Consider the following 17,575-nt stretch of genomic DNA (forward strand, 5'->3'; position numbering starts at 1 on the left):
GGCAAGCAGTTGTTGGCCGATGGCGAACTGCATCGGGCGGGCGGGCGGATCTGGTGGCTGTCCGGCCGCTGGTTGCGCCCTCTGCCCGCCGCCGGGGCGTGGCAGGATCCGGCTTCACCGCTGGCAATTGCGGATAACGGCGTGCTTTCGCTCACCGGGCAGATCCCCGACGGCCCGTTACAGATCCGCTATCGTGAGGGGGGAGAGGTCATGGCTTTGCCAGGCCGCGGCCATCGGGACCTGAAACGTTTGCTCAATGAAAGCGGTGTACCGTCCTTCGTGCGCGGCAGATTGCCGCTGCTCTACAAAGGCGGGCAATTGCTGGCGGTCGCGAACCTCAAGGGGCTCGATGGCGGTGCGCTCGGTGACTGGCATTTGCATTGGCAGCCACTGAACGAAGATCAAGGTTTGAGCTGAAAGGGGCTTTCCGGTAGACTACGCTCCCTTCTTGATACAACTTCTGTGGATTCGCCTGAATTGCAGGAGTTGCCGATTACCAAGCAGTCTTTGCTGGGCGATTCCAAAAAATGTGTAGCGAGCAACGAACCGGTGATTCATTTTCCGGTCTGTCCCAACGCGGCGGTTTTTTTGAAAGGTGCACTGTGATTAATGCAGGTGATCGGGGGCTTCGGCCTTCCTTCGCTTTCCCCGGCGGCTCGGACCGCTTTAACGCAGACTTCTAGGGTTTTTCATGACGCGCTACATATTCGTCACGGGCGGTGTTGTTTCTTCATTGGGGAAAGGCATTGCATCGGCATCATTGGCGGCCATCCTGGAGGCGCGGGGACTTAAGGTCACCATGCTGAAGCTGGACCCGTACATCAACGTCGACCCGGGCACCATGAGCCCGTTCCAGCACGGTGAAGTGTTCGTCACACACGACGGCGCCGAGACCGACCTGGACCTGGGCCACTACGAGCGGTTCATCCGCACGACCATGACCCAGAACAACAACTTCACCACCGGCCGTGTCTACGAACACGTCCTGCGCAAGGAGCGTCGTGGTGACTACCTGGGTGCAACCATCCAGGTGATCCCGCACATCACCGACGAAATCAAGCGCCGCATCATCAAGGGTGCCGGCGACGCTGACGTGGCAATGGTCGAGATCGGTGGCACCGTGGGTGACATCGAGTCGCAACCGTTCCTCGAAGCCATCCGCCAGCTGCGTTTCGAAGTCGGCGCCAAGCGCGCGATGCTGATGCACCTGACACTGGTGCCGTACATCGCCACTGCCGGAGAAACCAAGACCAAGCCAACCCAGCACTCGGTGAAGGAGCTGCGTTCCATCGGCCTGCAACCGGACGTGCTGGTCTGCCGCTCCGATCACCCGATCGATATTTCCTCGCGTCGCAAGATCGCGCAGTTCACCAACGTTGAAGAACGTGCGGTGATCGGCCTGGAAGACGCCGATACCATCTACAAGATCCCGGGCATCCTGCACTCCCAGGGCCTGGACGATTTCGTCGTCGAGCGTTTCGGCCTGCAATGCGGCGGTGCCGATCTGTCCGAGTGGGAAGCCGTGGTCGACGCCAAGCTCAACCCTGAGCACGAAGTCACCATCGCCATGGTCGGCAAGTACATGGAGCTGCTGGACGCCTACAAGTCGCTGATCGAAGCGATGAGTCACGCCGGCATCAGCAACCGTACCAAGGTCAACCTGCGCTACATCGATTCCGAGGACATCGAGAACCAGGGTACCGCGCTGCTCGAAGGCGTCGACGCCATCCTGGTACCTGGCGGCTTCGGTCTGCGTGGCGTTGAAGGCAAGATCACCGCCGTTCAATACGCTCGCGAAAACAAGGTTCCGTACCTGGGTATCTGCCTGGGCATGCAAGTGGCAGTTATCGAGTTCGCACGTAATGTGATGGGCTGGAAAGACGCCAACTCCACCGAGTTCGATCGTGCAAGCGGTCACCCGGTCGTGGGCCTGATCACCGAGTGGGAAGATGCCACCGGCGCTGTCGAAACCCGTACCGAAACCTCCGATCTGGGCGGCACCATGCGCCTGGGCGCGCAGGACTGCCTGCTGGAGCCGGGTTCCCTGGTCCACGGTTGCTACGGCAAGGACGTGATTGTCGAGCGTCATCGTCATCGCTACGAAGTGAACAACAACCTGCTGCCGCAAATCATGGAAGCCGGTTTGAAAATCTCCGGTCGTTCCGGTGATGGCGCACTGGTTGAAGTGGTTGAAGCTCCGGATCACCCATGGTTCGTCGCTTGCCAGTTCCACCCTGAGTTCACCTCGACGCCACGCGACGGTCACCCGCTGTTCAGCGGTTTCGTCAAGGCAGCGTTGGCTCAACACCAGAAGAAGGCGTAACCCCGATGGCACAGAAGATCATCCGCGTCGGCGACATCGAGATTGCCAACGACAAGCCCATGGTGCTGTTCGGCGGCATGAACGTGCTGGAAAGCCGTGACATGGCCATGCAGGTTTGCGAAGAGTATGTGAAGGTCACCGAAAAGCTCGGTATCCCTTACGTGTTCAAGGCCAGCTTCGACAAGGCCAACCGGTCTTCTGTGACCTCCTATCGCGGTCCTGGCCTGGAAGAAGGCATGCGCATCTTCCAGGACATCAAGCAAGCCTTCGGCGTGCCGGTCATCACCGACGTCCACGAGCCTGACCAGGCTGCGGTCGTCGCTGAAGTCTGCGACATCATCCAGTTGCCGGCCTTCCTGTCGCGCCAGACCGACCTCGTGGTCGCTATGGCCAAAACGGGTGCAGTGATCAACATCAAGAAAGCCCAGTTCCTCGCCCCTCAGGAAATGAAGCACATCCTGAACAAGTGCGTGGAAGCGGGTAACGATCAGTTGATCCTCTGCGAGCGTGGTTCGAGCTTCGGCTACAACAACCTGGTCGTCGATATGCTCGGCTTCGGCATCATGAAGCAGTTCGAATACCCGGTGTTCTTCGACGTGACCCACGCGCTGCAAATGCCTGGTGGTCGCTCCGATTCCGCCGGCGGTCGTCGCGCCCAGGTTACCGATCTGGCGAAGGCCGGCATGAGCCAGTCGCTGGCTGGCCTGTTCCTGGAAGCCCACCCGGATCCGGACAATGCCAAATGCGACGGTCCTTGCGCCTTGCGCCTGGACAAACTGGAGCCATTCCTGGCCCAGCTCAAGGCTTTGGACGAACTGGTGAAGAGTTTTCCGACGGTAGAAACCGCGTAATCCTCAATTCTCCGGTAAAGTACCGCACGTTTTAACGCTCAGGCCCTCGGGCCTGAGCCTTGTCGTCTGCAAGACTGCCCGCTGCACCTCACTTGCCGACGATCAAAGATTTCCTACAGCTGCGTCGTTTTCGTCAACTTTGGAGTGTTTACAACAATGGCTAAAATCGTCGACATCAAAGGTCGTGAAGTTCTCGACTCCCGTGGCAATCCCACCGTGGAAGCGGACGTGCTTCTCGATAACGGCATCATCGGCAGCGCCTGCGCGCCGTCCGGTGCTTCCACTGGCTCGCGTGAAGCGCTCGAGCTGCGTGATGGCGACAAGAGCCGTTACCTGGGCAAGGGTGTTCTGAAGGCCGTAGCCAACATCAACGGTCCGATCAAAGACCTGTTGAAAGGTATGGACCCAAGCGACCAGAAAGCGCTCGATCTGGCAATGATCAAGCTCGACGGTACTGAAAACAAAGGCTCCCTGGGCGCCAACGCGATCCTCGCCGTTTCCCTGGCCGCGGCCAAGGCGGCAGCACAGGACCAGGACCTGCCACTGTACGCTCACATCGCCAACCTGAACGGCACCCCGGGTGTCTACTCGATGCCGGTTCCGATGATGAACATCATCAACGGCGGCGAGCACGCCGACAACAACGTCGATATCCAGGAATTCATGGTTCAGCCGGTTGGCGCCAAGTCTTTCTCGGAAGGCCTGCGCATGGGTACCGAGATTTTCCACCACCTCAAAGCCGTGCTGAAGGCCCGTGGCCTGAGCACTGCCGTGGGTGACGAAGGTGGCTTCGCGCCGAACCTGGCTTCCAACGAAGACGCTTTGAAAGTGATCTCCGAAGCCGTGGCCAACGCCGGTTACAAGCTGGGCACCGACGTGACCCTGGCTCTGGACTGCGCGGCCAGCGAATTCTACGAAGATGGCAAGTACAACCTGTCCGGCGAAGGCCAGGTGTTCACCGCTGAAGGTTTCGCCGATTACCTGAAAGGTCTGACCGAACGTTACCCGATCATCTCCATTGAAGATGGCCTGGACGAGTCCGACTGGGCTGGCTGGAAAATTCTCACCGACAAGATCGGCGAGAAAACCCAGCTGGTAGGCGACGACCTGTTCGTGACCAACACCAAGATCCTGAAAGAAGGCATCGACAAGAAGATCGCCAACTCGATCCTGATCAAGTTCAACCAGATCGGCACCCTGACCGAAACCCTGGAAGCCATCCAGATGGCCAAGGCTGCCGGTTACACTGCCGTGATCTCGCACCGCTCCGGCGAAACCGAAGATTCGACCATTGCCGACCTGGCCGTGGGCACCTCGGCTGGCCAGATCAAGACCGGCTCCCTGTGCCGTTCCGACCGCGTCTCCAAGTACAACCAACTGCTGCGTATCGAAGAGCAGTTGAACGGCAAAGCCAAGTACAACGGTCGCAGCGAGTTCCGCGGTTAAGCGGAAATCGATAAAAAGACACCGGATTGTGTCGAAAAAATCGCTACAGCGACGTTTTTGCCACTAATCTGATGCCTTATATGCACAAGCCTGGTTCTTCCAGGCTTCGTGCTATCAGTAGCTTCACGTTTTGGCATGGCTGTCTTTTTTCACTGGATACCCGATATTCGATGCGCAGTCCCAATTGGTTGTTCCTCATCCTGCTTTTGCTGCTGGCTGGCTTGCAGTACCGCCTGTGGGTGGGAAACGGCAGTCTGGCGCAAGTGGCCGAGTTGACTCAGCAGATTGCGGATCAGCAGGCTGAGAACCAGGCATTGCTGGAACGCAACCGGGTGATGGACGCCGAAGTCAGTGAGTTGAAAAAGGGCATGGAGACCGTCGAAGAGCGGGCTCGGCATGAGTTGGGCATGGTCAAGGATGGTGAAACCCTTTACCAGTTGGCCCAATGATTGATTCGTTACCGGCCTTTTGGGCCGTGATTCCTGCCGCGGGCGTTGGTGCCCGTATGGCTGCGGACCGTCCCAAGCAGTACCTGCAACTGGGTGGACGCACTATTCTCGAACACAGCCTTGGCTGTTTCCTCGATCATCCGGCCTTGAAAGGCCTGGTGGTCAGTCTTGCGGTTGACGATCCTTATTGGCCGAACCTGGCGTGTGCCAGTGATTCGCGTATTGCCCGGGTTGAGGGTGGTTCCGAACGTTCCGGGTCGGTGCTCAATGCCTTGCTGCACTTGCATGCGCAGGGTGCCGACGATGAGGATTGGGTACTGGTTCACGATGCCGCACGGCCGAACCTCAGTCGTGGCGATCTGGACAAATTGCTGGCTGAGCTGGCTGATGATCCTGTCGGTGGGCTGCTGGCGGTTCCGGCGCGGGATACGCTCAAGCGGGTCGACAAGCACGGTCGCGTGGTCGAAACCGTGGATCGCAGTGTGATCTGGCAGGCCTACACGCCGCAGATGTTTCGCCTTGGGGCGTTGCATCGCGCACTGGCTGACAGTCTGGTGGCCGATGCCGTTATTACCGACGAAGCTTCGGCCATGGAGTGGGCCGGTTCGGCGCCGCGCCTGATCGAAGGGCGGTCCGACAACCTCAAGGTTACTCGTCCTGAAGATCTTGAATGGTTGAGACAGCGTTGGGCCAATCGTCGCTAAGTTGTGCGGCGATCCGACGAAAGCGCCGTTTCAGTCAGCCAATCTGTCACTGAGCAACACTGGTGGTTCTAACCCCGATACTCCGGCCGTTCGGCCAACCCTTCCTTCAAGTAATCCACCAGTTTGCGCACCTTCGGCGATAAATGCCGCTGCTGCGGATACAGCGCCCAAACCGCCGTGTTCGGTGGTTGATGTGCTTCCAGCAACGAAATCAACGCGCCGCTATTCAGATGCTCCAGCACGTAATAGTCCGGCAACTGACACAGCCCTACGCCTTGCAGCGCGGCATCCAGCACCGCTTGCCCACTGTTGCAGCGCCAGTTTCCCTGCACCCTTTGCGAAAACTCCCGCCCGTTCTGTTCCAGTTGCCAGAGGTCCGAGCTACCGATGAGGCAGTTGTGGCGGCTCAGCTCCGACAGGCTGTGCGGGCGACCGTAGTGTTCAAGGTAGTGGGGCGATGCACAGAGAAACATGCGGCGCGGCGCGAGTCGGGTGGCGACCAGCCGAGAATCCTGCAAGCGTCCGAGGCGAATCGCCAGGTCGAGGCCTTCGTGCACCAGGTCAAGCTGGCGATTGGTCAGTTCGATGTCGATGCGCAGTTGCGGATACAGCCCCATGAAACGAGTCACCAGCGGCACGATGAAGCGCTCGCCGTAAGCCACGGCGCAGGTCATGCGCAGCATGCCCTTGGGTTCGCTGGTCAGGTCGCCCACCGCTCGCAACGCTTCTTCACGGCCGTCCTGCAAACGCTGGCAATGTTGCAGAAAGGTTTGCCCGGCCTCGGTCAGCGTGACCCGACGGGTACTGCGGTAGAGCAGACGGGTTTGCAGGCGTTCTTCAAGGCGTACGATTTGTCGACTGACATGGGAGGAGGAAACCCCCAGGCGCTCCGCCGCAGCGGTGAACTGGCTGCATTCGGCAACGGCGACAAACTCGTCGATCCCTTCCCAGCGATTTTCGGACATCAATGATTATCCCTGTGTGGCAATAATATTTTGCATTTGCATCGATTATTCATCGTTGAGCCATGTATTACACTGCTTGTCTCGTTTTTATTCGCTGGAGAGTCATCATGATCAAGTCGCGCGCCGCCGTTGCCTTCGAGGCCAAGAAGCCCCTCGAAATCGTTGAAGTCGATGTCGCCATGCCCAAGGCCGGCGAAGTCTTGCTGCGCGTGGTGGCCTCCGGTGTTTGCCATACCGATGCCTACACCTTGTCGGGCGCAGATCCGGAAGGCATCTTCCCGTCGATCCTCGGCCATGAAGGTGGTGCGATTGTCGAGGCCATCGGCGAGGGCGTGACCTCCGTTGCGGTGGGCGATCATGTGATCCCGCTGTACACCCCGGAATGCCGTCAGTGCAAATTCTGTCTTTCGGGTAAAACCAATCTCTGCCAGGCGATTCGCGCGACCCAGGGCAAAGGCTTGATGCCCGACGGTACTTCGCGTTTTTCCTACAAGGGCCAGCCGATTTTCCACTACATGGGTACTTCCACTTTTTCGGAGTACACCGTGCTGCCGGAAATCTCCGTGGCCAAGATTGCTAAAGAGGCGCCACTGGAAAAAGTCTGCCTGCTGGGCTGCGGTGTCACCACCGGCATCGGTGCGGTACTCAACACCGCCAAGGTGAAACCGGGTGATACAGTGGCCATTTTCGGCCTCGGCGGTATCGGTCTGTCGGCTGTCATCGGCGCTGTCAAAGCCAAGGCTGCCCGCATCATCGCTATCGACATCAACCCGGCGAAATTCGAAATCGCCAAACAGTTGGGCGCAACCGACTGCGTGAACCCGAAAGACTTCGATCGTCCGATCCAGGAAGTTATCGTCGACATGACCGATGGCGGCGTGGATTTTTCCTTCGAGTGCATCGGCAACGTGCAACTGATGCGCGCGGCGCTGGAGTGCTGCCACAAGGGCTGGGGCGAGTCGGTCATCATCGGCGTTGCCGGTGCCGGTCAGGAAATCTCGACCCGTCCGTTCCAGTTGGTCACCGGCCGCGTCTGGCGGGGATCGGCGTTCGGCGGCGTGCGCGGCCGTACCGAGTTGCCAAGCTATGTGGAAATGGCCGAGACCGGTGAGATTCCGCTGGATACCTTCATCACCCACACCATGGGCCTGGAAGATATCAACAAGGCGTTTGACCTGATGCATGAAGGAAAAAGCATCCGCTCCGTCATCCATTTCTGAGGTCCGCCATGAGCCTGGAAAACATCTCCTGCCAGAAAAGCTTCGGCGGCTGGCACAAACGCTATCGCCATCGCTCGCAAGTGCTCGGTTGCGACATGGTGTTCGCCGTGTACCTGCCGCCGCAGGCGGAGCAGGGCGGCAAGCTGCCGGTGTTGTACTGGTTGTCCGGCCTGACCTGCACCGACGAGAACTTCATGCAAAAGGCTGGCGCCATGCGCATGGCCGCCGAGTTGGGGCTGATCATCGTCGCACCGGACACCAGCCCTCGCGGTCCTGATGTGCCGGGTGATCCGGATGGCGCCTGGGACTTCGGCCTCGGCGCCGGGTTTTACCTGAATGCCACCCAGGAGCCTTGGTCGCGCCACTATCGGATGCATGACTATGTCGTGCAGGAATTGCCGACTTTGGTTGAAGCCCATTTCCCTGCGTCGGACAAGCGCGGCATCAGTGGCCATTCCATGGGTGGCCACGGTGCGCTGGTCTGCGCATTGTGCAATCCGGGGCGCTATCTGTCGGTGTCGGCGTTCTCGCCAATCAACAATCCGATGGATTGTCCGTGGGGGCAGAAAGCCTTCTCCCGCTATCTGGGAGAGGACCGTTCGAAATGGCGCGAATGGGATGCCTGTGCGTTGATTGCCGAGGCCGATGAAAAGCTGCCGCTGCTGGTCGACCAGGGTGATCGCGACGATTTCCTCGCCAACCAGCTCAAGCCCGAAGCCTTGCAGCAGGCGGCCAAACTGGCCGGTCACCCGCTGACGTTGCGCCTGCAACCGGGCTACGACCACAGCTATTTCTTCATTGCCAGTTTCATCGATGAGCACTTGCGGCATCACGCGCATGCTCTGGTTGGCTAATGCAGGTAGAATCACGCCCTGACAAAAATCGGGGCGTTTTTTTATGCGTATTGGCCACGGCTATGATGTGCACCGTTTCGCTGAAGGCGATTTCATCACTCTGGGCGGCGTGCGCATTGCGCACAGCTTCGGACTGCTCGCTCACTCTGACGGTGACGTCCTCTTGCACGCCTTGAGCGATGCCTTGCTCGGTGCCGCGGCGCTGGGCGACATCGGCAAGCATTTCCCGGATACCGACCCGCAATTCAAGGGTGCCGACAGCCGTGCACTGTTGCGTCACGTCGTCGCGCTAGTCCATGCCAAGGGCTGGAAAGTCGGCAACGTCGACAACACCATCGTCGCCCAGGCGCCGAAAATGGCCCCGCATATCGAATCGATGCGCGCGCTGATTGCCGCGGATCTTCAAGTAGAGTTGGATCAAGTGAACGTGAAAGCTACCACCACCGAAAAGCTCGGCTTTGTCGGTCGCGAAGAAGGCATTGCCGTGCACTCCGTTGCCTTGTTGCTGCGCGCATGAACGAACTGCAATTGCTCGGCCCGCGGGCTTACGGTGAGGCCCTCGGCACGGCCGTCCTGAAAGCGATCGCGGAAGATTTCCAGGTCGACGAAGTCCTCGACATTCCCCTCAGCGGCGAAGGCGAACACCTGTGGATCTGGGTGGAAAAGCGTGGCCTGAATACTGAAGAAGCAGCGCGACGGATTGCCAAGGCGGCCGGCGTGCCGTTGCGTACCGTCAGTTATGCCGGGCTCAAGGACCGTCAGGCGTTGACTCGCCAGTGGTTCAGCGTGCAATTGCCGGGCAAGGCCGACCCGGATCTGTCGGCCGCGGAAAACGATACGCTGAAGATCCTCAAGACCGCCCGCCACAAGCGCAAACTGCAACGCGGTGCCCACTCGGCCAACGGTTTTACATTGCGTCTGACGCAATTCGCCGGCGACAAGGTTGCGCTTGAAGAGCGTCTGCAACTGATCGCCAAACAAGGCATCCCCAATTATTTCGGCGCCCAGCGTTTCGGCCATGACGGCGGCAACGTCGTCGATGCTCGTGCCTGGGCCGCGCGCAAGGCCTTGCCGGAGCAGCGCAACGTGCGCTCGCGCCTGCTTTCCACGGCGCGCAGTTTTCTGTTCAACCAGGTATTGGCCGCGCGTGTCGCCGATGGCACCTGGCAGCGTGCCCAGGTGGGCGATCTGCTGGCGTTCACCGACAGCCGCAGCTTTTTCCCGGCAGGCGAAGCCGAGTGCAGCGACCCGCGCCTGGCGATTCTCGATCTGCACCCGACCGGTCCGCAGTGGGGCGAAGGTGACTCGCCGGCCACGGGCGTTGTCCATGAACTGGAGCAGGCCATCGCCGCACGCGAAGCGGATTTGCGTGACTGGTTGATCAATGCCGGAATGAGCCACGAACGTCGCATCCTGCGGCTGCCCATTGGCGGGTTGACGTGGCATTATCCCGAGCCTGACATTCTGCAACTGGAATTCGTCCTGCCGGCCGGATGCTTCGCCACCGTATTGGTGCGCGAGCTTGTTGATCTGGTGCCGGTGGGGCAGACGGACAGCCCATGCGTATTCTGATTTCTAACGACGATGGGGTAACAGCACCCGGTCTCGCCGCGCTTTATGCTGCGCTGGCGGATTACACCGAGTGCGTGGTTATCGCCCCGGACCAGGACAAGAGCGGCGCCAGCAGTTCGCTGACGCTCGACCGTCCATTGCACCCGCAAACCCTGGCCAACGGCTTTATCAGCCTCAACGGCACGCCAACCGATTGTGTGCACCTGGGCCTCAACGGCCTGCTGGAGCGCGAAGCGGACATGGTGGTTTCCGGTATCAACCTGGGCGCGAACCTGGGGGACGATGTCCTGTATTCCGGCACGGTGGCGGCGGCCCTCGAGGGGCGTTTCCTGAAACACCCTTCGTTTGCCTTTTCGCTGGTCTCACGCCAGGTAGATAACCTTCCCACAGCTGCCCATTTCGCGCGCAAACTGGTTGAAGCCCATGCTGACCTGGATCTGCCACCGCGTACGGTACTGAACGTGAACATTCCCAATCTGCCGCTGGACCGTATCCGCGGTATCCAGTTGACCCGCCTGGGCCATCGCGCCCGAGCCGCGGCACCGATGAAAGTGGTGGATCCGCGGGGCAAGTCCGGTTACTGGATCGCAGCGGCCGGGGATGCCGAAGATGGTGGCCCGGGTACCGATTTCCATGCAGTGATGCAGGGTTATGTTTCGATCACGCCGCTGCAACTGGATCGCACCTTCAATGATGCCTTCAGAAGTCTGGACGGCTGGCTGGAGGGGCTGCGCTGATGGGTCGCGAACAAGACGATATGCTGCGTCGCGGTATTGGCATGACCTCCCAGCGAACCCGGGAGCGGCTGATCCAGCGCCTGTATGAAGAAGGCATCTCCAACGCCAGGGTGCTGGAGGTCATTCGCCGGACCCCTCGTCACCTGTTCGTCGACGAAGCGCTGGCACACCGTGCCTATGAAGACACCGCGCTGCCGATTGGCAACAACCAGACCATCTCCCAGCCTTATATGGTGGCGCGCATGAGCGAGCTGCTGCTGGAGGCCGGTCCCCTCGACAAGGTGCTGGAAATCGGCACCGGGTCGGGCTATCAGACGGCGGTGCTGTCGCAACTGGTCGAGCGTGTATTCTCGGTCGAACGCATCAAGGTTCTGCAGGATCGGGCAAAGGAACGTCTGGTCGAACTGAACCTGCGCAACGTGGTGTTCCGCTGGGGCGATGGCTGGGAAGGCTGGCCGGCACTGGCGCCGTACAACGGGATTATCGTCACCGCGGTAGCGACCGATGTGCCCCAGGCACTGCTTGACCAGTTGGCGCCGGGAGGCCGAATGGTGATCCCGGTCGGGGCCGGCGAAGTCCAGCAATTGATGTTGATCATCCGCGAGGAACAGGGTTTTTCCAGGCATGTCCTGGGGGCTGTGCGCTTCGTGCCATTGCTCAATGGGCCACTGGCCTGAGCATTTGTTTCGGCACGCTGAATTCTCTTCGATTGCCTTTGTCTTACAGCGGCATCGATTGCTTCAACGGGATTCATCTTCAGGCAGCAAACGTGTGCGCGACACCGATTCGCTACATAAAAGGTAAAGCGTGCACGGCCCGTTATACTTGCGACAGTTCATTACCGGACTCCGGTATTTCACATTTTCAGCCACCACAGAGGGAGCGGCGGGTGAGTCTCACAGTCATTGCGCAGCGTATGAGTAAAACGAGCTTTCAGCGCCTGGTGACTGGCCTTGTCTTGAGCACCTTGCTGGTCGGTTGTTCCAGCAACAAGTCCAGCGATGTTCGTGTCGTGGACCGCAACAAAGCCGCGGCTCAGCGTCCAGCCGTGACCACCGGGCAATACGTCGTTCGGCCCAAGGACACCCTGTTTTCCATCGCCTTCCGTTACGGCTGGGACTACAAGGCCCTGGCGGCGCGCAACAACATTCCTGCGCCTTACACCATCCGCCCGGGTCAGACGATTCGCTTTGATGGTCGTACCGATTCAACGTCGACGGCGGTGGTCAGTTCGTCCAGTTCAACACCTTCGTCGTCGAGTAAAACCACGGTTATCCGTCGTTCGGCAAACGGTACGACCACCAGCACAACGACGGTTGTACCGTCCGTCGCGAGCAAGCCTGCACCCGCGCCATTGCCCCCTCCCGGGCCAGCCCCGACCGGCTGGGGATGGCCATCTAATGGCATTCTGATTGGAAAATTCTCTTCAAACGGTAGTTTGAATAAAGGAATTGATATCGCCGGAGATTTGGGACAGCCTGTTTTAGCTGCGTCTGATGGGACGGTGGTATACGCCGGGAGTGGCTTAAGGGGCTACGGCGAATTAGTGATCATCAAACACAGTGAAACCTACGTAAGCGCCTACGGACATAACCGCAGGCTGTTGGTTCGGGAGGGGCAGCAGGTCAAGGTCGGACAGACAATTGCCGAAATGGGGTCAACGGGTACAGACCGGGTGAAACTGCATTTTGAGATTCGCCGCCAGGGTAAACCTGTAGATCCGCTGCAATTCCTGCCACGTCGTTGATCGCTTACCAGCCTGTTCCGTCGCGTAGAGGGGACAGGCTCCAGCGTTGCCAGGGAGAAAGGCGCCGCTTGAGCTTGAGGTCGAACTCACCAAAGGACTATAACAATGGCTCTCAGTAAAGAAGTGCCGGAGTTTGACATCGACGATGAGGTTCTCCTGATGGAGAGCAGCATCGATACGGATTCGATGTCGAATGATGAAGGGGCGGCTCCACCTTCCGTTCGTGCCAAATCCAAACACTCCGCATCCTTGAAACAGCACAAGTACATTGACTACACGCGGGCACTTGATGCCACGCAGCTGTATCTCAATGAAATTGGTTTCTCTCCTCTGCTTTCACCCGAAGAAGAAGTTCATTTTGCGCGCCTGTCGCAAAGTGGCGATCCGGCCGGGCGCAAACGCATGATTGAAAGTAACCTGCGGCTGGTGGTGAAAATCGCTCGTCGTTACGTCAATCGTGGGCTGTCGCTGCTGGACCTGATCGAAGAGGGTAACCTCGGCTTGATCCGGGCGGTGGAGAAGTTCGATCCGGAACGCGGTTTCCGCTTCTCGACCTACGCGACCTGGTGGATTCGCCAGACCATCGAACGCGCAATCATGAATCAGACCCGAACCATCCGGCTGCCGATCCATGTGGTCAAGGAGCTGAATGTGTACCTGCGGGCTGCGCGGGAGCTGACGCAAAAACTCGACCATGAACCCTCACCCGAAGAAATCGCCAACCTGCTGGAAAAACCGGTGGGAGAGGTCAAGCGCATGCTCGGCCTTAACGAGCGGGTTTCTTCGGTCGACGTCTCGCTGGGTCCGGATTCGGATAAAACCCTGCTCGATACCCTGACTGACGACCGTCCGACCGATCCATGCGAACTGTTGCAGGACGACGACCTGTCCCAGAGCATCGATCAATGGCTCTCGGAACTGACCGACAAGCAACGCGAAGTGGTTGTACGCCGCTTCGGCCTGCGCGGCCATGAAAGCAGCACCCTTGAAGACGTAGGCCTGGAAATCGGCCTGACCCGGGAGCGGGTCAGACAGATTCAGGTGGAAGGCTTGAAGCGGCTGCGTGAGATACTGGAAAAAAATGGTCTGTCGAGCGAGTCGCTGTTCCAATAAGGCACTCACTGCGATGGCATGAAAAACCCCGACTGGCTCGGGGTTTTTTATTGCCTGACCAAGAGACCGAATCCCCTCGGGATTTTGGTTTCGTGCTGTAAGCCCAGGCTTACACTTGCGTAAGTGTTCGTTATTTTTACACCCTGGCAATCGTCCATGTTGAGCGCTTTTCGTTTTTATCTTTTTGATTTATATGACTATTTTTTATTATTAATGGCGTGTGACAGCTGGGTTTCGCGCCAAGGGGCGATTGATCCCGCAGGGGAACACTCTAGTATTGAGGTTGTGTCGACGGACAGACACGTCCTTCAAGGATGAGGGATAGGGATATCGCAGGACGCGATTCATCAGGACGATGAAAAGGAACACAGGGAATAGGGAAAAAATGTGGGCGGGTCAAACCGCCCCTTTTTTTGCCTGCAGAAAAGCAAAAAGGCCCTTGTGGGGCCTTTTTCGCGAACGCGGGGGTAATCAGCGTTCGAGGTGTTCGATCTTGCCTTTCTTGCCGTCCCATTCTGCGGAATCGGGCAAAGGGTCTTTACGTTCGGTGATGTTCGGCCAGATTTCAGCCAACTCAGCGTTCAGCTCGATGAAGTTTTCCATGCCGGCCGGAACCTCATCTTCGGAGAAGATAGCCACAGCAGGGCATTCAGGTTCGCACAGCGCGCAATCGATGCACTCATCCGGGTGAATCACCAGGAAATTCGGGCCTTCGTAAAAGCAGTCCACCGGACAGACTTCTACGCAGTCGGTGTACTTGCACTTGATGCAGTTGTCGGTGACGACGAAGGTCATTTCTAATTTTCTCCTCAGGCGCGGCTTGCTGCGCCCCTTCTCGTAGGGGTCGCCAGGTTCGGGAGCGATAGTCTGCTGGCCAGGCTATTAGCCAGCAGCATCCCAAACCGCGCGAGATTCTAACAGCTTGCAAGCCGCTGCGTTAGATCCGTGTCTTTAGTGTATAGAGCATTTCGAGAGCACGACGCGGCGTCATGTCATCCAGGTCGAGCTTGGCTAGGTCATCCAGCACCGGATGCGGCAGGCTGGCAAACAGGTCGCTTTGCTGCGGCGCGGCCGGTTTGCCTTTGGCTGGTGCCGGGGTTTCATGGGGCAGGGCGGTGTCTTCCAGGCGGCTCAAATGCTCGCGGGCACGGGTGATCACCTCACTCGGTACGCCTGCCAGCTGCGCAACGGCCAGGCCGTAACTCTGGCTGGCCGGCCCGGGCAGCACGTGGTGCAGGAACACGATGCGTTCATTGTGCTCGGTAGCATTGAGGTGCACGTTGGCCACCAGCGGCTGGGCTTCCGGCAGGACGGTCAGTTCAAAGTAGTGGGTGGCGAACAACGTGTAGGCTCGCAGATGCGCCAGGCGTTCGGCCGCCGCCCATGCCAGGGATAGGCCGTCGAAGGTGCTGGTACCGCGCCCGACTTCGTCCATCAGCACCAGGCTGCGTTCGGTGGCGTTGTGCAGGATGTTCGCGGTTTCGCTCATTTCCACCATGAAGGTCGAACGCCCGCCGGCCAGGTCATCGCTGGAGCCGATCCGGGTGAAGATGCGGTCGACCAGCGACAATTCACAACTGGCTGCCGGCACGAAGCTGCCGATGTGCGCCAGGAGCACGATCAAGGCGGTCTGACGCATGTAGGTGGATTTACCACCCATGTTGGGACCTGTGATCACCAGCATGCGGGTATTGTCGTCCAGGCTCAGGTCGTTGGCCACGAACGGCGTGGTCAACACTTGTTCTACCACCGGGTGACGACCCTGGCTGATGCGCATGCACGGTTCACTGACGAAGCGCGGGCAGTTCAGGTCGAGGTTCAGCGCACGTTCGGCCAGGTTGCTCAAGACGTCCAGTTCAGCCAGGGCGCCGGCGGTGTCCTGCAACGGTGGCAGCTGGCTGATCAGATCTTCCAGCAGCGCTTCGTACAGCATCTTTTCGCGGGCCAGGGCGCGGCTCTTGGCTGACAGCGCCTTGTCTTCGAACGCCTTGAGTTCCGGCGTAATGAAACGCTCGGCGCCTTTGAGCGTCTGTCGGCGAATGTAGTCGGCCGGTGCCGATTCCGCCTGCTTGCTTGGCAGCTCGATGAAATAACCGTGGATGCGGTTGTAACCAACCTTCAGGTGCGACAGGCCGGTGCGGGCCTTTTCCCGTGCTTCGAGGTCGATCAGGAATTGCCCGGCGTTTTCGCTCAGCGACTGCAGTTCGTCGAGTTCGCTGTCGTAGCCGGTTTTCAGCACGCCGCCGTCACGAATGACCGCGGGCGGGTTGTCGATGATGGCTGTTTCCAGGAGCGCCGCCAGTTCCGGGTAGGTGCTGGCAATGGTGGCGAGTTGCTGGAGGTGGGGGGCTTCGAGCTCCGTCATTGCCACTTGCAGTTCGGGCAGGGCGCCGAGGGCGTCACGCAAGCGGGCGAGGTCGCGAGGACGGGCATTGCGCAGGCCGATCCGCGCAAGAATCCGCTCGATGTCGCCGATTTCCTTGAGTTGCGGTTGCAGCCTTTCAAAGCGATAGCCGTCGAGCAGGCAAGTAATCGAAGTCTGACGCGCCAACAGCACCGTCAAATCGCGCAACGGGCGATTCAGCCAGCGGGTCAGCAGGCGGCTGCCCATGGCGGTCTGGCATCGGTCCACCACCGATTGCAGGGTGTTGTCGCGGCCCCCGGCCAGGTTGGTGTCGAGCTCCAGGTTGCGACGGCTGGCGCCATCGAGCACCACGGTGTCGTCCAGGCGTTCATGACGCAGGCTGCGCAAATGGGGCAGGGCGGTGCGCTGGGTTTCCTTGGCGTAGGCCAACAGGCAGCCGGCGGAACCGATGGCCAGGGTCAGGTTTTCGCAGCCAAAGCCCTTGAGGTCCTGGGTCGAGAATTGCTGACACAGGCTTTTGAGCGCCGAATCGCGCTCGAAATCCCAGGGCGCGCGGCGACGCACACCACGGCGTTTTTCCGCCGGCAAGTCCTTGGGCCAGTCATCCGGGATCAGCAGCTCCACCGGGTTGACCCGCTCCAGTTCCGCCAGCAGATTTTCCCAACCCTTGATTTCCAGCACGCTGAAGTTGCCACTGGTGATGTCCAGCACCGCCAGGCCGAATAGGCGCTCATCGCCCAGAACGGCGGCGATCAGGTTGTCCCGACGCTCGTCCAGCAGCGCCTCGTCACTCACCGTCCCCGGCGTGATGATACGCACGACCTGACGCTCCACCGGCCCTTTGCTGGTGGCCGGGTCGCCGACCTGCTCGCAGATCACCACCGATTCGCCAAGCTTCACCAGCTTTGCCAGGTAACCTTCGGCGGCGTGGTAAGGAATCCCGCACATCGGAATCGCCTGGCCAGCCGACTGCCCGCGGGCCGTCAGGGTGATGTCCAGCAACTTGGCGGCCTTCTTCGCGTCTTCATAGAAGATCTCGTAGAAGTCGCCCATTCGGTAGAACATCAGCTGGTCCGGGTGCTGGTTTTTCAGGCGCCAGTATTGCTGCATCATCGGGGTGTGGGAGGACAGGTCGGAGACGGCTTTATTCATCGGATTGTCAGGAAGCTCGTTGAAAGAGGTGGGGCAAAAGCGGGGCAATGGCCGGGCTTTTCCGCGATGGGCGCAAG

17 protein-coding genes are annotated in these 17,575 nt (G+C 59.5%); 14 read left to right on the plus strand and 3 right to left on the minus strand.

Annotated features, from left to right (window positions below; genetic code table 11):
• The 6 genes from tilS to ispD form a co-directional block, all read left to right on the plus strand.
• A partial coding sequence (tilS, locus tag PMI34_RS00995) for a tRNA lysidine(34) synthetase TilS (RefSeq protein ID WP_008054046.1) occupies nucleotides 1–417 on the plus strand: 417 nt, incomplete at its 5' end.
• Nucleotides 418–691: 274 nt separating this feature from the next.
• The gene (locus PMI34_RS00990; RefSeq protein WP_008019781.1) at nucleotides 692–2,323 is read left to right on the plus strand and encodes a CTP synthase; all 1,632 of its coding nucleotides are present in this window, start codon (nucleotides 692–694) and stop codon (nucleotides 2,321–2,323) included.
• Nucleotides 2,324–2,328: 5 nt separating this feature from the next.
• The gene (gene kdsA / locus PMI34_RS00985) at nucleotides 2,329–3,174 is read left to right on the plus strand and encodes a 3-deoxy-8-phosphooctulonate synthase (protein WP_007970708.1); all 846 of its coding nucleotides are present in this window, start codon (nucleotides 2,329–2,331) and stop codon (nucleotides 3,172–3,174) included.
• A gap of 156 nt (nucleotides 3,175–3,330) precedes the next feature.
• Nucleotides 3,331–4,620 (plus strand): phosphopyruvate hydratase, encoded by a 1,290-nt coding sequence (gene eno, locus PMI34_RS00980; protein WP_007990244.1) that lies wholly within the window; start codon nucleotides 3,331–3,333, stop codon nucleotides 4,618–4,620.
• 170 nt (nucleotides 4,621–4,790) lie between these two features.
• Entirely contained in the window at nucleotides 4,791–5,069 is a 279-nt protein-coding gene (gene ftsB, locus PMI34_RS00975; protein ID WP_007970710.1) for a cell division protein FtsB, read from the plus strand.
• Nucleotides 5,066–5,773, plus strand: a complete 708-nt coding sequence (gene ispD, locus PMI34_RS00970; RefSeq protein WP_008054053.1) for a 2-C-methyl-D-erythritol 4-phosphate cytidylyltransferase — start codon at nucleotides 5,066–5,068, stop codon at nucleotides 5,771–5,773. Before ftsB ends, ispD begins: the two co-directional genes overlap by 4 nt.
• 68 nt (nucleotides 5,774–5,841) lie before the next feature.
• Here the strand turns inward: ispD and PMI34_RS00965 are convergent, their stop codons facing one another.
• A complete protein-coding gene (locus PMI34_RS00965; protein WP_008054055.1) occupies nucleotides 5,842–6,738 on the minus strand; it encodes a LysR substrate-binding domain-containing protein in 897 nt (298 codons plus the stop codon).
• A gap of 107 nt (nucleotides 6,739–6,845) precedes the next feature.
• On the opposite strand from PMI34_RS00965, the gene PMI34_RS00960 reads away from it, so the two are divergent.
• The 8 genes from PMI34_RS00960 to rpoS all read left to right on the plus strand — a co-directional run bounded on the left by PMI34_RS00960 (nucleotide 6,846) and on the right by rpoS (nucleotide 13,981).
• Nucleotides 6,846–7,958, plus strand: a complete 1,113-nt coding sequence (locus tag PMI34_RS00960; protein WP_008054058.1) for an S-(hydroxymethyl)glutathione dehydrogenase/class III alcohol dehydrogenase — start codon at nucleotides 6,846–6,848, stop codon at nucleotides 7,956–7,958.
• 8 nt (nucleotides 7,959–7,966) lie between these two features.
• Nucleotides 7,967–8,812: an S-formylglutathione hydrolase gene (gene fghA, locus PMI34_RS00955; RefSeq protein ID WP_008054059.1), complete on the plus strand. Its 846-nt coding sequence runs from the start codon at nucleotides 7,967–7,969 to the stop codon at nucleotides 8,810–8,812.
• A gap of 43 nt (nucleotides 8,813–8,855) precedes the next feature.
• Nucleotides 8,856–9,329 carry a 2-C-methyl-D-erythritol 2,4-cyclodiphosphate synthase gene (gene ispF / locus PMI34_RS00950; protein WP_007970721.1) on the plus strand — a complete coding sequence of 158 codons (474 nt, stop codon included), beginning with the start codon at nucleotides 8,856–8,858 and terminating at the stop codon, nucleotides 9,327–9,329.
• The gene (gene truD / locus PMI34_RS00945; RefSeq protein ID WP_008054062.1) at nucleotides 9,326–10,384 is read left to right on the plus strand and encodes a tRNA pseudouridine(13) synthase TruD; all 1,059 of its coding nucleotides are present in this window, start codon (nucleotides 9,326–9,328) and stop codon (nucleotides 10,382–10,384) included. Before ispF ends, truD begins: the two co-directional genes overlap by 4 nt.
• Nucleotides 10,372–11,121 (plus strand): 5'/3'-nucleotidase SurE, encoded by a 750-nt coding sequence (gene surE, locus PMI34_RS00940; protein WP_008054064.1) that lies wholly within the window; start codon nucleotides 10,372–10,374, stop codon nucleotides 11,119–11,121. The genes truD and surE overlap by 13 nt, the downstream gene beginning before the upstream one ends.
• A gap of 41 nt (nucleotides 11,122–11,162) precedes the next feature.
• The gene (locus PMI34_RS00935; protein ID WP_172435346.1) at nucleotides 11,163–11,798 is read left to right on the plus strand and encodes a protein-L-isoaspartate(D-aspartate) O-methyltransferase; all 636 of its coding nucleotides are present in this window, start codon (nucleotides 11,163–11,165) and stop codon (nucleotides 11,796–11,798) included.
• A gap of 212 nt (nucleotides 11,799–12,010) precedes the next feature.
• Nucleotides 12,011–12,868 (plus strand): peptidoglycan DD-metalloendopeptidase family protein, encoded by an 858-nt coding sequence (locus tag PMI34_RS00930; RefSeq protein WP_008054068.1) that lies wholly within the window; start codon nucleotides 12,011–12,013, stop codon nucleotides 12,866–12,868.
• A gap of 105 nt (nucleotides 12,869–12,973) precedes the next feature.
• Nucleotides 12,974–13,981, plus strand: coding sequence for an RNA polymerase sigma factor RpoS (rpoS, locus tag PMI34_RS00925; RefSeq protein WP_007990225.1), 1,008 nt, complete (start codon nucleotides 12,974–12,976; stop codon nucleotides 13,979–13,981).
• Between the two features lie 471 nt (nucleotides 13,982–14,452).
• Here rpoS and fdxA read toward each other — a convergent pair whose 3' ends face one another.
• Together fdxA and mutS are read right to left on the minus strand one after the other, a co-directional pair.
• Nucleotides 14,453–14,776, minus strand: coding sequence for a ferredoxin FdxA (fdxA, locus tag PMI34_RS00920; RefSeq protein ID WP_008054070.1), 324 nt, complete (start codon nucleotides 14,774–14,776; stop codon nucleotides 14,453–14,455).
• A gap of 142 nt (nucleotides 14,777–14,918) precedes the next feature.
• Nucleotides 14,919–17,498, minus strand: coding sequence for a DNA mismatch repair protein MutS (gene mutS, locus PMI34_RS00915; protein ID WP_008054077.1), 2,580 nt, complete (start codon nucleotides 17,496–17,498; stop codon nucleotides 14,919–14,921).
• Nucleotides 17,499–17,575: the final 77 nt, after the last annotated feature.

The sequence above is a fragment of the Pseudomonas sp. GM74 genome (genome assembly GCF_000282455.1).
Taxonomy (GTDB): domain Bacteria; phylum Pseudomonadota; class Gammaproteobacteria; order Pseudomonadales; family Pseudomonadaceae; genus Aquipseudomonas.